The following is a 15,613-nucleotide window of genomic DNA, read 5'->3' as shown; positions in this document are numbered from 1 at the left end:
TGTCCCGCTTGGCGTTCTCTTGGAGCAGGGCCCCGACCCGTGCCGACCAGGGCGTTTACCGCTCGTTGACGGGATGCGCGCACCGCTCGGATAGATTCCGGCGGCGTGCTGCGTATCAGAGTGCTGGGGCCGTTGGGTGCCGAGGTCGCGGGTGCGCCGGTGGGACTGGGCACCCCGCGGCAGCGTGCCGTGCTCGCACTGCTGGTCGCGGCTCGTGGCGCGGTGGTCTCCGTGGACCGGATGGCGGAGGAGCTGTGGCGCGGGGCGCCCCCGGCCAGGGCGACCGTGTCCCTCCAGGCGTATGTGTCGAACCTGCGCCGGGTGCTCGAACCGGAGCGGCCGCCGCGGGCCCCCGCCGCCGTCCTGGTCTCCTCGCCCCCGGGATACGCGCTGCGGCTGCCCGAGGACGCGGTGGACGCCTGGTGTTTCGGGGCCCGGGTCGAGCGGGCCCGGCGCGCACCGGCCCCGCAGGCCCGTAAGTCGCTGACGGAGGCGCTGGGTTGGTGGCACGGGCCCGCGTTCCAGGAGCACGCGGACGAGCCCTGGGCGGCGCCCGAGGTGGCCCGGCTGAGCGCGCTGCGTGCCGAGGCGAGCGAACTCGCCGTGGCGGCCGGGCTGTTCACCGGGCACGCCGCCGAGGTCACGCCGGCCGCCGAGGCCATGGTGCGGGAACGGCCGCTGCGCGAGGAGGGCTGGCGGCTCCTGGCACTGGCCCACTGGGCCACGGACCGCCGCGGCGACGCCCTCGCCGCACTGCGCCGGGCCCGCAGGACCCTCCGCGACGAACTCGGCTGCGACCCGTCCCCGACGCTGACCGAGCTCGAACAGGCGATCCTGGCCCAGCGGGTGGAGGTGCTGCGGGCGGCGGTACCGGAACGCCGGGGCTCCGGACGGGGGTGGACGGCGATGCCGGAACGCCGGGCCGCTGGACGGGAGTGGACGGCGATGCCGGAACTCCGGGGCGCTGGACGGGAGTGGGCGGCGGGCGCGCCGGATCACGGCGGTGCCGTAGCCGACGGGAGCCTTGAGGCACCGGAACACGCGGGCGGCGAACGAGGGTCGAGGAGGGCCGAACCGGGACGGGCGCACACCTGGACGGCCACCACGCCGGGACAGCCGGAACAGGCGGGCACGGGAGGCGAGTCGAGGGGAGCCGACCCGGAACGGACGCACACCTGGGCCGCGACAAAGCCGGGACAGCGGGAACAGGCGGGCACGGGAAGCGAGTTGGGGGAAGCCGACCCTGATCGGGCGCACACCTGGACGGCCACCACGCCGGGGCGGCCGGAACAGGAGGGCACAAAAGGCGAGTTGGGGCGAGCCGCCCCTGGTCGGGCGCTCCCCGCAGCGGTGTTCCCCCCGGCCGCCTCCGAACAGCGGCACCCCCGACCGGAGTCGGCGCAGGCCGGACCGGGCCGTGCGCGCGGCGCAGCGGAGCCCCCCGGCGCGTCGGAGCGGACACGCACGCCTGCCGTACCTCAAGAGCCCCACCCCACCACCCCCTTGGCCCACGACCTCTTCGTGGGCCGTGTCGACGAGCTCCAGGCGCTGGACTCCGCCGCCCTGGCCGCTCGGCGGGGTGGTGGGCTCGTGCTGGTCACCGGGGAGGCCGGGGCCGGCAAGACCGCGTTGTTCGGGCGGCTGGCCGGGCGGTTGCGGGGCGAGGGGTGGACGGTGGTCGTCGGGCGGTGCCCGGAGCACGAGGGGGCCCCGCCCGCGTGGGCCTGGGTGGAGGCACTCGGGACGCTCGCCCGGCTGGTGCCCCCGGCGCGGCCCGACGACGTGGCGGCGCTGCTGCACGAACCGGACGGGACGGCCGCCACGACCCGGGACGAGGCGACCGCGGGACGGTTCCGGCTGCACCGGGCCTTCGCCGCATGGCTGCGCGAGGCGGCCGCCGCGGAGCCCGTCGCCGTGCTCCTGGAGGACCTGCACCGCGCCGACGGCCAGACCCTCGCCCTGCTGGAAGCCGCGGCCGCGGTCACCGGCGTACCGCTGCTGACGGTCGCCGGGTACCGCCCGGCCGAGGTCGGCGAGCCGCTGGCCAAGACCCTCGCGCACCTCGCGCCCCGGCTGCCGCACCGGATCGCGCTGGCCGGACTCTCGCAGCGGGACGTGGCCACCGTGGTGGACGCCGTCTGCGGTGAGCCCGTCGACGCGGCCACGGTGGCGAGCCTCGCCGAACGCACCGGCGGCAACCCCTTCTACGTCCGGGAGAGCGCGCGGCTGCTGGCCGACGAGGGCGCCCTGGTGGCCGTCTCGGAAGTCCCGCAGGGCGTCCGGGACGTGCTGCGCAGGCGTCTCACCCTGCTGTCCGCCGACGCCCGCGCGGCCGTACAGCTCGCGGCGGTGGCCGGACCGGAGTCCGACGTCGCGCTGCTGGCGGACGCGGCCGAGACGGACGAGGAGAGCGTGCTGGCCGGCCTGGACGCCGCCATGGCCGCGGACCTGCTGACCGAGCCCGGGCCCGGACGGGTCCGTTTCGTGCACGCCCTGGTCCGCGACACCGTCTACACCGACCTGTCGGGGATCCGCCGGGCCCGGCTGCACGACCGCATCGCGCGGCGGCTGCGCACGCACCGCCCCGACGACCTCACCGCGCTGGCCCACCACTTCGCCCGGTCGGGCCGGACCGCGAACGCCCCGCTGGCCGTCGACTACGCGCTGCGGGCGGCGGAGCTGGCCGAGCGGAGGTACGCCCACGACGTGGCCGTAGGACTCGTCCGGCAGGCGCTGGACGCGCACACGGCGGCCACCGCCGACCCCGAGGCGCACCCGGACGGGACGGTCGCGCTGCTGGTGCGGCTGCTGGGCGCGCAGGTGCGGGCCGGTGCCACCGGCGCCGCCCGGCACACCCGGCGGCAGGCGGTGGACCTGGCGGTGCGGGCCGGCCGGGACGACCTGGCCGCGGTGGTCTACGGCGCCTGGGCCGAGCCCTCGCCCTGGCGCAGCCGCCTGGAGGGCTTCCTGGACCGGACCTCGCTGGCCCACCTGGAGCGGCTCGCCGAGGACCGCACGCTGGACGGACCGACACGCGCGCGTGTGCTCCAGGTGCTGGCGGACGCGGTGGCGGGCGAGGACGCGCGGCGGGCCCGGGACGCGGCCGACGCCCAGCTGGAGTTGGCCCGCGCCGACGGCGAACCGCGGCTGCTGGCCTCGGCGTTGATGACCTCGGCCCGGCTGCTGCCGCACGAGGCGCAGGGCGCCGCCCGCACCCCGCTCGTCGACGAACTGCGCGGTCTCGCCCGGGATCACGACCTGCCCGCGCACCGCTGGGTGTGCGAGCACCTCGACACCCTGACCGCCGCGACCCGCAACGATCCCGACGCGGTGCGCCGGCACACCGCCGCGGGCCTGGAGCTGGCGCACCGCTACCGGATGCGGTGGGCGCAGGGCATCAACACCGCCACGTCGGCCATGCTCGCGGCGGTCGCCGGGCGCTTCGCGGAGGCGGAGGCGCGCTACACCGAGGCGGACGGGCTGTTCCAGCGGGTCGGGGCGCATCACGCCACGGCTCCGCGGACGCTGGGCCTGTGGACCATCCGGCTCACCCAGCGCCGGGAGGCCGACCTCGAACCGGCCGTCCGTGAGGTGTACGAGTCGGTCGGCACCCCGGTCGCGGTGGCGCACGCCCTCGTGCTGGCCCGGCTGGGACGCCTGGACGAGGCCGCGGCCGTGCCCTTCCCCGCCCGGCCGGTGACCGACCACCTGTACGGCATGGAGCTCGACTACCGCGCCGAGCTCGCGGTCCTGCTGCGGGACCGGGACACCGCTCAGTCACTGATCGGGGCGCTGCTGCCGCTGAAGGAGCAGTTCGCCGGGGCGGCGGGCGGGGCCTATGTCACCCGTCCCCTCGCCCACGCCCTCGCCGATCTGTACCTGTTCCTCGGGGAGCGGGGGCCCGCGGCCGACGCCTACGCCCTGGCGGAGCGGGTCGCCCGGGTCTGGGGCTCCCCGCACCACCTGGCCGCCGCCCGCCGGGCCCTGGGGCGGCTCACCGGAAGCTGAACGTCACGATCCGGTCTCGGGGGCTTGCCAACCCGCCGTGTAATCGATTCCAATCCTCCGTACACGAAGTCGTGTAATCGATTCCACAAGGAGGTGGAGCGGCGATGGCGAGCATCAAGGACGTCGCTGCCGAGGCGGGGGTCTCCGTCGCCACGGTGTCGCGGGTCCTGAACGACCATCCGTCGGTCAGCGAGGACGCACGCACGCGCGTGCGGGCCGCCGTCAAGACGCTGGGCTACCGCCCGAACGCCGTCGCCCGCTCCCTGCGCACCGACCAGACCCACACCCTCGGCCTGGTCATCAGCGACGTGATGAACCCCTACTTCACCGAGCTGGCCCGCTCCGTCGAGGAGGAGGCCCGGGCGCTGGGCTACAGCGTGATCATCGGGAACGCCGACGAGCGGCCCGACCTCCAGGACCACCACGTACGGAACCTGCTGGACCGCCGTATCGACGGGCTGCTGGTCTCCCCCACCGACGGCGGCTCCCCGCTGATGCTGGACGCCGTCCGCGCGGGGACGCCGATGGTGTTCGTGGACCGGTGGATCCCGGGCGTGGCCGTGCCGGTGGTCCGGGCCGACGGGCGGGCCGCGGTGCGCGATCTCGTCGCCCACCTGCACGGCCTCGGGCACCGCAGGCTCGCCATCATCGCCGGGCCCGCCGCCACCACGACCGGCCAGGAGCGCGTGGCCGCCTTCCGGGAGGCGCTCCAGGCGTACGGCCTCGAACTGCCCGACGCCTACATAGGGCAGGGCGACTTCCAGGCCGAGAGCGGGCGCCGGGTCACCGAGGGCTTCCTCGACCTGCCCGAGCCGCCCGAGGTCGTCTTCGCGGCCGACAACCTGATGGCGCTGGGCGCCCTGGACGCCGTACGCGCGCGTGGGCTGCGCGTTCCCGAGGACCTCGCGCTCGCCGCGTTCGACGACATCCCGTGGTTCGTGCACACCGATCCGCCGATCACCGCGATCGCCCAGCCCACGGGCGAGCTGGGGCGGGCCGCCGTGCGCGCGCTCGTCGACCGCATCGAGGGGCGGCCGCCCGAGTCGGTCACCCTGCCCGCCCGTCTGGTCGCCCGCCGCTCGTGCGGCGAGAACCCCAACCCTGTGCAAAGGAGCACGTCGTGAGCAACGAGGACGAGTTGCTGCGCATCGAGGGCATCCGCAAGACCTTCCCCGGCGTGGTCGCGCTCGACGGCGTCGACTTCGACCTGCGCCGGGGCGAGGTGCACGTGCTGCTCGGCGAGAACGGCGCCGGCAAGAGCACCTTGATCAAGATGCTGTCGGGCGCCTACCACCCCGACGGGGGCCGCGTGCTGGTGGACGGCGAGGAGGTGCACATCCGCGGGGCGCAGGACGCCGAGCGGCTGGGCATCGCCACCATCTACCAGGAGTTCAACCTCGTCCCCGACCTGACGGTCGCCGAGAACATCTTCCTGGGCCGGCAGCCGCGCCGCCTCGGGATGATCGACCGGAAGCGGATGGAGGCCGACGCCGAGGTGCTGCTCCAGCGGGTCGGGGTCACTGTGTCGCCCCGCGCGCGGGTGCGTGAACTCGGTATCGCCCGGCTCCAGATGGTCGAGATCGCCAAGGCGCTCAGCCTGGACGCGCGCGTGCTGATCATGGACGAGCCGACCGCGGTGCTCACCTCCGAGGAGGTCGACAAGCTCTTCGCGATCGTGCGCTCGCTGCGCGAGGACGGCGTCGGGATCGTCTTCATCACGCACCACCTGGAGGAGATCGCCGCCCTGGGCGACCGGGTCACGGTCATCCGGGACGGGAGGTCCGTCGGGCAGGTGCCCGCCACCACGCCCGAGGACGAGCTCGTCCGGCTGATGGTGGGCCGGTCGATCGAGCAGCAGTACCCGCGCGAGCGCGGCGACACCGGAGCGGCCCTGCTCAAGGTCGAGGGCCTCACCCGGGACGGCGTCTTCCACGACGTCAGCTTCGAGGTGCACGCCGGTGAGGTCGTCGGCATCGCCGGGCTGGTCGGCGCGGGCCGTACCGAGGTCGTGCGGGCCGTGTTCGGCGCGGACCCGTACGACAAGGGGGCCGTGAAGGTCTCCGGGGCCGCCCTGAAGGGGCATGACGTGGGCGCCGCGATGGCGGCCGGGATCGGACTCATCCCCGAGGACCGCAAGGGTCAGGGGCTGGTCCTCGACCAGTCGGTCGAGGAGAACCTGGGCCTGGTGACCATGCGTTCGGCGACCCGGGGCGGGCTCGTCGACCTCAAGGGGCAGCGGGCGGCCGCCGCGCGGATCGCCGAGCAGCTCGGGGTGCGGATGGCGGGCCTGCACCAGCACGTCCGCACGCTCTCCGGCGGCAACCAGCAGAAGGTCGTCATCGGCAAGTGGCTGCTCGCCGACACCAAGGTGCTGATCCTCGACGAGCCCACGCGCGGGATCGACGTCGGCGCCAAGGTCGAGATCTACCAGCTGATCAATGAGCTGACCTCTCAGGGGGCCGCCGTCCTCATGATCTCCAGCGATCTGCCCGAGGTGCTCGGCATGAGCGACCGGGTGCTGGTGATGGCCCAGGGCCGGATCGCCGGCGAACTCGACGCCGGCGAGGCCACGCAGGACTCCGTGATGGCACTCGCCGTCAGCACGAACACCGTCAAGACCACGAACACCGTCAAGACCGAGAAGGAGGCCCCTCGTGGCCACTGACACGCTCAGGAGCGGAACGAGCGCGGGTGGCCTGCGCCGTCTCCTGCTCGACAACGGCGCGCTCACCGCGCTGATCGTCCTCGTCGTCGCCATGTCGGCGCTGTCCGGCGACTTCCTCACCACCGACAACCTGCTCAACGTCGGCGTCCAGGCGGCCGTGACCGCCATCCTCGCCTTCGGTGTGACCTTCGTGATCGTCTCGGCGGGCATCGACCTGTCGGTCGGCTCGGTGGCGGCCCTGTCGGCCACCGTCCTCGCCTGGAGCGCCACGTCCCACGGCGTGCCGGTCTTCATAGCCGTCGTCCTCGCCGTCGTCACCGGCATCGCGGCCGGACTCGTCAACGGCTTCCTCATCGCGTACGGCAAACTCCCGCCGTTCATCGCCACGCTGGCGATGCTCTCGGTGGCGCGCGGTCTGTCGCTGGTGATCTCCGAGGGCTCCCCGATCGCCTTCCCTGACTCGGTCTCGCACCTCGGTGACACGCTCGGCGGCTGGCTGCCGGTGCCGGTGCTCGTCATGGTCGTCATGGGTCTGCTCGCGGCCTTCGTGCTGGGGCGGACGTACATCGGCCGCTCCATGTACGCGATCGGCGGCAACGAGGAGGCGGCCCGCCTCTCCGGCCTCCGGGTGAAGAAGCAGAAGCTCGCCATCTACGCCTTCTCCGGTGTCTTCGCCGCCGTCGCCGGTGTCGTGCTGGCCGCCCGGCTCTCCTCGGCCCAGCCGCAGGCCGCCGACGGCTACGAACTGGACGCGATCGCCGCGGTCGTCATCGGCGGTGCCTCGCTCGCGGGCGGCACCGGCAAGGCGTCCGGCACGCTCATCGGCGCGCTGATCCTCGCGGTGCTCAGGAACGGCCTCAACCTGCTGAACGTGTCCGCGTTCTGGCAGCAGGTCGTCATCGGTGTGGTCATCGCGCTGGCGGTGCTCCTCGACACCGTGCGCCGCAAGGCCGGGGCCACTCCGGTGACGTCGGGGGGCTCACCGGGCGGCAAGCAGCGCCAGGCGGCGACGTACGGGCTGGCGGCCGTGGTGACCGTGGCGATCGTCGGCGCGACCTCCTTCCTGCACAACGACTCCTCCTCGACGGCGAACCCGAAGGTGGGCCTGTCGCTGTCGACCCTCAACAACCCGTTCTTCGTGCAGATCCGGGCGGGCGCCCAGGCCGAGGCGAAGAAGCTGGGCGTGGACCTGACCGTCACGGACGCCCAGAACGACGCCTCCCAGCAGGCCAACCAGCTCCAGAACTTCACCAGTTCGAACCTCGGCGCGATCATCGTCAACCCGGTGGACTCGGACGCGGCGAGCAACTCCGTGAAGGCCGCCGACCAGGCGAAGATCCCGGTCATCGCGGTGGACCGGGGCGTCAACAAGGCGTCGGTGGACGCGCTGGTCGCCTCCGACAACGTGGCCGGCGGTGAACTCGCCGCCAAGACCATCGGCGAGAAGCTCGGCGGCAAGGGCAAGATCGTCATCCTCCAGGGCCAGGCGGGTACCTCGGCCGCCCGGGAGCGCGCCCAGGGCTTCGCGCAGGGTCTGAAGGCCTACCCGGGCATCCAGGTGGTCGCCCAGCAGCCGGCCGACTTCGACCGCACCAAGGGCCTCGACGTGATGTCGAACCTGCTCCAGGCCCACCCGGACGTCCAGGGCGTCATCGCCGCCAACGACGAGATGGCGCTCGGCGCGATCAAGGCGCTCGGCTCCAAGGCCGGAAAGTCGGTCTCGGTGGTCGGCTTCGACGGCACCCCGGACGGCCTGAACGCGGTGAAGGACGGCACGTTGTACGCGTCCGTGGCGCAGCAGCCCTCGCAACTGGGCAAAATCGCGGTGGACAACGCGCTGAAGGCCATCGACGGCAAGAAGGTCGAGGAGACCATCAAGGTGCCAGTGAAGGTGGTCACGAAGGAGAACGTGGCCGGCTTCACGGGCTGACGACGGCGTACGGGCGGGCAGTTGACCGACTGCCCGCCCCGCGTCCCTGACTAGGGGAGTCACTTCATGTACGACTACGACCTACTGGTCGTAGGGTCGGCCAACGCCGACCTGGTGATCGGCGTAGAGCGGCGGCCGGGGGCCGGCGAGACGGTGCTCGGCTCGGACCTGGCCGTGCACCCGGGGGGCAAGGGCGCCAACCAGGCCGTCGCGGCCGCCCGGTTGGGCGCGCGTACGGCGTTGCTGGCCCGCGTCGGCGACGACGGACACGGCAGGCTGCTGCTGGAGTCGCAGCGGGCGGCCGGGGTGGACACCGTGGGGGTCCTGGTGGGCGGGGCGCCGACGGGGGTCGCGCTGATCACCGTCGATCCGACCGGGGACAACAGCATCGTGGTGTCGCCGGGCGCCAACGGACGCCTGACGCCCGGGGACGTACGGGCGGCGACCAGCCTCTTCCACGCCTCCCGGGTGGTGTCGGCCCAGTTGGAGATCCCGCTGGAGACGGTCGTGGAGGTCGTACGGAATCTGGCGCCGGGCAGCCGGTTCGTGCTGAACCCGTCGCCGCCGCGGCCGTTGCCCACGGAGGTGCTGGCCGCCTGTGATCCGCTGATCGTCAACGAGCACGAGGCGAAGGTGATCCTGGGCGAGGCGTGCGTCAGCGACCGGCCGGAGGACTGGGCGGGGCTGCTGCTCGCGAAGGGACCGCGGTCGGTGGTGGTGACCCTGGGCGCGGAGGGCTCACTGGTGGCCTCCTCCCCGCGGGAGGTGACCCGGGTGGCGTCGGCGAAGGTGGACGCGGTGGACACGACGGGAGCGGGGGACGCCTTCACGGCGGCGCTGGCGTTCCGGCTGGGCGCCGGGGCCTCACTGGCCGAGGCGGCCTCGTACGCGTCCCGGGTCGGGGCGGTCGCGGTGACCCGGCAGGGCGCGCAGGACTCCTTCCCGACCGCGGATGAGGTCGAGGCGCTGTGAAGAAGGCCGGGATACTGAACCGCCATCTGTCCGGCGCGCTGGCCGAGCTGGGGCACGGGGACGGGGTGCTGGTGTGTGACGCCGGGATGCCGATCCCGGCCGGGCCGAGGGTGGTGGACCTGGCGTTCCGGGCCGGGGTGCCGTCGTTCGCCGAGGTGCTGGACGGGCTGCTCGACGAACTGGTCGTGGAGGGCGCCACGGCGGCGGAGGAGGTCCGGTCCGCCAACGCGGAGGCCTCGTCCCTGCTGGACGCCCGCTTCACCGACCTCCACCTGGTCTCCCACGAGAAGCTGAAGGAGCTGTCGGCGGGCGCACGGCTGGTCGTCCGCACGGGCGAGGCCCGGCCGTACGCGAACGTGCTGCTGCGGTGCGGGGTGTTCTTCTAGTCCGGCCGTGGTGCGCCGTGCACTTCGAAGGGGCCCGGTCGTCGGACCGGGCCCCTTCGGCTTTCCCCTCCCCGTCAGAACCCCGCGATCCCCCCAGATCCCCCTCCAGAAGTCCTGACACCGAGTACGACAGGCGAGGTGGGAGAAGGGTTGTACGGGCTCCGGGATTTTTTTGTCAGTGCCCGGCCCTACGGTTCCTCCATGACTCCTGAGGAGATGCGCGACAGGTTGGGACCCTTCCGGGACAAGGCGCTCGCGGGCGGGATCCCGGTCGAGGACGTGGAGCGGTGGATGGACACCGCCCGGCCGTGCGCGACGCTGGGCGAACAGGCGGACGGGCCGGTGGTGGGGCGGTTCGGGGGGCCGCTGCTGCTTCCGGTCGGGACCCCGCACCCCTTCCATCCCTTCGTCGCGTCGATTGACTTAGCGGCCCTGCCCGCCGACGTGACGGACCTCCCGCTGCCGCCCGACGGCCACCTGCTGCTGTTCGCCTACCCCGAGAACTTCGGCGACGGGGAGTGCATGGGCAGCGCGGTGTACGTCCCGGCGGGGACGGCCGTGGAGGAGCGGGACAAGGAGGGCTGGGCCTGGTTCGAGGACGACGAGGAGTACCAGGAGGTCTTCGCGCAGTTCCCGCAGGCGACGCTCAGGGCGGCGGCCGACGTCTCACTGCCGTACCACTACTGGGTCGAGATACCCGAGGAGCCCCGCTGGGTGCCACTGCCCGGGCATCCGCGCTCCGAGGAACTGGCCGAGGTGTGGGCCGACACCTGCGAGGACATCGCCGCCCCGGGGCAGCTCCAGCTCGGCGGCTACGCCGACCAGGAGGCCGTCGACACCGATCCCGTCGCGACGGCCGTGTGGTGCGCGGTGCGGGAAGCGGAGGCGGGGCATTGGGGCGGCGGCGAGCCGGTGTCGGCCGACCCCGCGGACTGGGCCCTGCTCGCCGAGTGGAACCCCTGGATCGACGGCCTGGAGGGCGCCACCGTCCACTGGGTCGTCCAGCGCGCGGACCTGGCCGCCCAGCGCTTCGACCGCACGTACACGACGGTGTTCCGGAACCCGTGACCGAGCCCTGCCGGACGAACGGCGACGGCCCCACCCCGATCGCGACAGGGTGGGGCCGTGGGCTGTGGGCCGTGGGCTCACAGGGTGTGGGAGACGAACCTCTCGGCGGTCTCCGCGAGGACCTCGCGGCCGTCCCGGGCCCACAGGGCGTCGTTGAACAGCTCCACCTCGATGGCACCGGTGTAACCGGCCGCCTCGACGTACCGCTGCCACTCCCGCATGTCGATCGCGCCGTCACCGATCTGCCCGCGGCCGTTGAGGACGCCCTCCGGCAGCGGGGTCGTCCAGTCCGCGAGCTGGAAGGTGTGAATACGGCCGCCGGCGCCGGCGCGGGCGATCTGCGCGGGCGCGTTGTCGTCCCACCAGATGTGGTACGTGTCCACCGTGACGCCGACCTGGTGGGCAGGGAAGCACTCCGCCAGGTCGAGGGCCTGGGTGAGCGTGGAGACCACACACCGGTCCGAGGCGTACATGGGGTGCAGCGGCTCGATGGCCAGCCTCACCCCGTGCTCCTCCGCGTACGGGCCCAGGACCGCGAGGGCGTCCGCGATGCGCTCACGGGCTCCGTGCAGGTCCTTGGAGCCGGCCGGGAGGCCGCCGGAGACCAGCACCAGGGTGTCGGTGCCGAGGGTGGCCGCCTCGTCGACCGCGCGCCGGTTGTCGTCCAGGGCGGCGGCCCGCTCGTCCGGGTCGATCGCCGTGAAGAAACCGCCACGGCACAGGGTGGTGACGGTCAGCCCCGCGTCGCGGACCAGCTTGGCCGTCTCCTCGACGCCGTACGACTGGACGGGCTCGCGCCACAGGCCGATGTGGGAGATCCCCAAGTCGCCGCAGGCGGAGACCAGTTCCGGCAGCGACAGCTGCTTGACCGTCATCTGGTTGATGGAGAAGCGGGACAGGTCGGTCACTGGGTCACCCCGTACAGCGACAGCAGGTTCTTCATGCGCTCCTCGGCGAGCTTCGGGTCCGGGAACAGGCCCAGTCCGTCGGCGAGTTCGTAGGCACGCGCGAAGTGCGGGAGGGAGCGGGCCGACTGGAGGCCGCCGACCATCGTGAAGTGCGACTGGTGGCCGGCCAGCCAGGCGAGGAAGACCACGCCCGTCTTGTAGAAGCGGGTCGGGGCCTGGAAGAGGTGCCGGGACAACTCGACCGTGGGGTCGAGGAGTTCGCGGAACCCCTTCGCGTCACCCGTGTCCAGGACGCGGACCGCCTCGGCGGCGAGCGGGCCCAGCGGGTCGAAGATGCCGAGCAGGGCGTGGCTGAAGCCCTTCTCGTCGCCCGCGATCAGCTCCGGGTAGTTGAAGTCGTCGCCCGTGTAGCAGCGCACGCCCTGCGGGAGCCGGCGGCGGATGTCGATCTCGCGCCGCGCCTCCAGGAGCGAGACCTTGATGCCGTCGACCTTGTCCGGGTGGGCGGCGATGACCTGGAGGAACGTGTCGGTGGCCGCGTCGAGGTCGCTGGAGCCCCAGTAGCCCTCCAGGGCCGGGTCGAACATCGGGCCGAGCCAGTGCAGGATGACCGGCTCGGTGGCCTGGCGGAGCAGGTGGCCGTAGACCTCCAGGTAGTCCTCGGGGCCCTTGGCGGCCGCCGCGAGGGCGCGGGAGGCCATGAGGATGGCCTGGGCGCCGGACTCCTCGACGAGGGCGAGCTGCTCCTCGTAGGCCACGCGGACCTCGTCCAGCGTCGCCGGGCCGGTGAGCTGGTCGGTGCCGACTCCGCAGGCGATGAGCCCGCCGACCGACTTGGCCTCGGCGGCGCTGCGCCGGATCAGCTCGGCCGCGCCCGCCCAGTCCAGGCCCATCCCGCGCTGGGCGGTGTCCATGGCCTCGGCGACGCCGAGCCCGTGCGACCACAGGTGGCGGCGGAAGGCGAGGGTGGCGTCCCAGTCGACGGCGGCCGGGGAGTCCGGGGACACGTCGGCGAACGGGTCGGCGACGACGTGGGCGGCCGAGAAGACCGTACGGGAGGTGAAGGGCGAGCCGGTGGTGACGGCGAGGGGTTCGAGGCGGGGTTCGTACGCCTTGAATTCCCCGTTGCCGGTGGGGAGTTGGATCGTCACAGCGAGATCTCCGGTACGTCGAGACGGCGGCCCTCCGCCGAGGACTTCAGGCCCAGTTCGGCGAGCTGGACACCGCGGGCGCCGGCGAGGAGGTCCCACTGGTAGGGGGCGTCGGCGTAGACGTGCTTGAGGAAGAGCTCCCACTGGGCCTTGAAGCCGTTGTCGAACTCGGCGTTGTCCGGCACCTCCTGCCACTGGTCGCGGAAGACCTCGGTGGCGGGGATGTCCGGGTTCCAGACGGGCTTGGGGGTGGCGCTGCGGTGCTGGACGCGGCAGTTGCGGAGGCCCGCGACGGCGGAGCCCTCCGTGCCGTCGACCTGGAACTCGACGAGCTCGTCGCGGTTGACGCGGACGGCCCAGGAGGAGTTGATCTGGGCGATCGCGCCGCCGTCCAGCTCGAAGATGCCGTAGGCGGCGTCGTCGGCGGTGGCGTCGTAGGGCTTGTCGTTCTCGTCCCAGCGCTGCGGGATGTGAGTGGCGGTGAGGGCCTGGACGGACTTCACACGGCCGAAGAGCTCGTGGAGCACGTACTCCCAGTGCGGGAACATGTCGACAACGATGCCACCGCCGTCCTCGGCCCGGTAGTTCCAGCTCGGGCGCTGGGCCTGCTGCCAGTCGCCCTCGAAGACCCAGTAGCCGAACTCGCCGCGGATCGAGAGGATCCGGCCGAAGAAGCCGCCGTCGATGAGGCGCTTCAGCTTGAGCAGGCCGGGGAGGAAGAGCTTGTCCTGGACGACGCCGTGCTTGATGCCGGCGGCGTTGGCCAGACGGGCCAGCTCCAGGGCGCCGTCGAGGCCGGTGGCGGTGGGCTTCTCGGTGTAGATGTGCTTGCCCGCCGCGATCGCCTTCTTGATCGACTCCTCACGCGCGGAGGTGACCTGGGCGTCGAAGTAGATGTCGACGGTCGGGTCGGCGAGGACCGCGTCCACGTCGGTGGAGATGTTGTCCAGGCGCAGGCCGTGCTGCTCGGCGAGCGCCTTGAGGGCGTGCTCGCGGCGGCCGACGAGGATCGGCTCGGGCCACAGCACCGTGCCGTCGCCGAGGTCGAGGCCGCCCTGTTCACGGATCGCGAGGATGGAGCGGACCAGGTGCTGGCGGTAGCCCATGCGCCCCGTCACACCGTTCATGGCGATACGCACCGTCTTGCGTGTCACGTCATTCCCTTCGTAGGAGTCGTACGCGGTTGTCCGCGCCGCGCACGCTCCACTGATGAGCGTTACAGCAAGCGCTTTCTATCCAAGAAGAAGCTAGCCTCTCAGCAGCGGTCTGGACAAGAGCGCGGCAGGGGTGAGTTGTTCGAGGGGGCGAACAAAGGGGGGTCGGGGGCTTAAGGTCGGCTCGGAACCGGGCCCAGGGGGTCCGCGTGTACGACGGAGTACGACTGAGATGCGTTGAGGCACGCTGCGGCACGCCGAGGCGCGCGACCGGAGGACGACGAGATGACGGTGACCCTGGCGGACGTGGCGGCCCGCGCCCAGGTCTCCCCCGCGACGGTGTCGCGCGTACTGAACGGGAACTACCCCGTGGCCGCGTCCACGCGCGAGCGGGTGCTGCGGGCCGTGGACGAGCTGGACTACGTGCTGAACGGCCCGGCGAGCTCGCTCGCCGCCGCCACGTCGGACCTCGTCGGGATCCTCGTGAACGACATCGCCGACCCCTTCTTCGGGATCATGGCCGGTGCGATCCAGTCCGAGATCGGCGGCCCGGGCGGACGCGCGGGCGGTGAGCGGCTGGGTGTGGTGTGCAACACAGGCGGGTCCCCGGAGCGCGAGCTGACGTATCTGACCCTGCTGCAACGGCAGCGGGCGGCGGCCGTCGTCCTCACCGGTGGCGCGGTCGAGGACGCGCCGCACCAGGCCGCGATGGCGGCGAAGCTGCGGAAGCTGGCGGACGCGGGGACACGGATCGTGCTGTGCGGGCGGCCGCCGTCGCCGGAGACCGGGGCGATCGCACTGACCTTCGACAACCGGGGCGGCGGCAAGGAGCTGACCGAGCACCTCATCGGGCTCGGGCACCGCAGGCTCGGGTACATCGCCGGGCCCGAGGAGCGGACGACGACCCGGCACCGGCTGGAGGGACACCGGGCGGCCCTCGCGGCGCACGGGATCACCGAGGACCCCCGGTGGACGGTCTACGGCCGTTACGACCGGCGGTCCGGCTACGAGGCCACGCTGGAGCTGCTGCGCCGGGACCCCTCGCTGACGGCGGTGGTGGCGGCGAACGACTCCGTCGCCCTGGGGGCGTGCGCGGCGCTGCGGGACTCCGGGCTGCGGATCCCGGACGACGTGTCCGTCGCCGGCTTCGACGACCTGCCGTTCAGCATCGACGCGGTGCCCGCCCTGACGACGGTCCGGTTGCCGTTGGCGGAGGCCGGGGCCCGGGCGGGACGGATCGCGATGGGGCGGGAGGAGCCGCCGCCCGGGGGGATCGCGACGGTTCGGGGGGAGCTGATGGTCCGGGGGTCTTCGGGGGCACCGCGGGCGTGACGGTGGCACCGGGGGCTCCCGCCCCCGGTTCCCGGGTGC

11 protein-coding genes are annotated in these 15,613 nt (G+C 73.0%); 8 read left to right on the top strand and 3 right to left on the bottom strand.

Going from position 1 to position 15,613, the window contains the following annotated elements; translation table 11 throughout:
* Nucleotides 1-105 precede the first annotated feature (105 nt).
* The 7 genes from OHN19_RS27755 to OHN19_RS27725 all read left to right on the top strand — a co-directional run bounded on the left by OHN19_RS27755 (nt 106) and on the right by OHN19_RS27725 (nt 11,029).
* Nucleotides 106-4,008 carry a BTAD domain-containing putative transcriptional regulator gene (locus tag OHN19_RS27755; protein WP_330266803.1) on the top strand — a complete coding sequence of 1,301 codons (3,903 nt, stop codon included), beginning with the start codon at nt 106-108 and terminating at the stop codon, nt 4,006-4,008.
* A 104-nt stretch (nt 4,009-4,112) separates the two neighbouring features.
* Nucleotides 4,113-5,132 (top strand): LacI family DNA-binding transcriptional regulator, encoded by a 1,020-nt coding sequence (locus OHN19_RS27750; protein WP_330266802.1) that lies wholly within the window; start codon nt 4,113-4,115, stop codon nt 5,130-5,132.
* Nucleotides 5,129-6,673 (top strand): sugar ABC transporter ATP-binding protein, encoded by a 1,545-nt coding sequence (locus tag OHN19_RS27745; protein ID WP_330266801.1) that lies wholly within the window; start codon nt 5,129-5,131, stop codon nt 6,671-6,673. Before OHN19_RS27750 ends, OHN19_RS27745 begins: the two co-directional genes overlap by 4 nt.
* Nucleotides 6,663-8,603, top strand: a complete 1,941-nt coding sequence (locus tag OHN19_RS27740) for a substrate-binding domain-containing protein (RefSeq protein ID WP_330266800.1) — start codon at nt 6,663-6,665, stop codon at nt 8,601-8,603. The genes OHN19_RS27745 and OHN19_RS27740 overlap by 11 nt, the downstream gene beginning before the upstream one ends.
* Before the next feature lie 66 nt (nt 8,604-8,669).
* Entirely contained in the window at nt 8,670-9,575 is a 906-nt protein-coding gene (locus OHN19_RS27735; RefSeq protein WP_330266799.1) for a ribokinase, read from the top strand.
* Nucleotides 9,572-9,961, top strand: a complete 390-nt coding sequence (rbsD, locus tag OHN19_RS27730) for a D-ribose pyranase (protein WP_330266798.1) — start codon at nt 9,572-9,574, stop codon at nt 9,959-9,961. Before OHN19_RS27735 ends, rbsD begins: the two co-directional genes overlap by 4 nt.
* 201 nt (nt 9,962-10,162) lie before the next feature.
* Nucleotides 10,163-11,029 (top strand): DUF1963 domain-containing protein, encoded by an 867-nt coding sequence (locus OHN19_RS27725; RefSeq protein ID WP_330266797.1) that lies wholly within the window; start codon nt 10,163-10,165, stop codon nt 11,027-11,029.
* A gap of 77 nt (nt 11,030-11,106) precedes the next feature.
* Here OHN19_RS27725 and OHN19_RS27720 read toward each other — a convergent pair whose 3' ends face one another.
* Genes OHN19_RS27720 through OHN19_RS27710 form a run of 3 tightly spaced genes read right to left on the bottom strand, consistent with a single transcriptional unit; the run spans nt 11,107 to nt 14,242 of the window.
* Nucleotides 11,107-11,937, bottom strand: a complete 831-nt coding sequence (locus tag OHN19_RS27720; RefSeq protein WP_330266796.1) for a sugar phosphate isomerase/epimerase family protein — start codon at nt 11,935-11,937, stop codon at nt 11,107-11,109.
* Complete coding sequence (locus tag OHN19_RS27715; protein ID WP_330266795.1) at nt 11,934-13,088, bottom strand: dihydrodipicolinate synthase family protein; 1,155 nt, start codon at nt 13,086-13,088, stop codon at nt 11,934-11,936. Before OHN19_RS27715 ends, OHN19_RS27720 begins: the two co-directional genes overlap by 4 nt.
* On the bottom strand, nt 13,085-14,242 hold the full coding sequence (locus tag OHN19_RS27710) for a Gfo/Idh/MocA family oxidoreductase (RefSeq protein ID WP_330266794.1): 1,158 nt from the start codon (nt 14,240-14,242) through the stop codon (nt 13,085-13,087). Before OHN19_RS27710 ends, OHN19_RS27715 begins: the two co-directional genes overlap by 4 nt.
* A 285-nt stretch (nt 14,243-14,527) precedes the next feature.
* On the opposite strand from OHN19_RS27710, the gene OHN19_RS27705 reads away from it, so the two are divergent.
* Complete coding sequence (locus tag OHN19_RS27705; protein ID WP_330266793.1) at nt 14,528-15,574, top strand: LacI family DNA-binding transcriptional regulator; 1,047 nt, start codon at nt 14,528-14,530, stop codon at nt 15,572-15,574.
* The last annotated feature ends 39 nt before the right edge of the window (nt 15,575-15,613 follow it).

Origin of the sequence: Streptomyces griseorubiginosus, assembly GCF_036345115.1 — a bacterium.
GTDB lineage: Bacteria > Actinomycetota > Actinomycetes > Streptomycetales > Streptomycetaceae > Streptomyces > Streptomyces griseorubiginosus_C.
The sequence above is the reverse complement of the archived record's forward strand: the minus strand, read 5'-3'. Positions and strand labels throughout refer to the sequence as shown.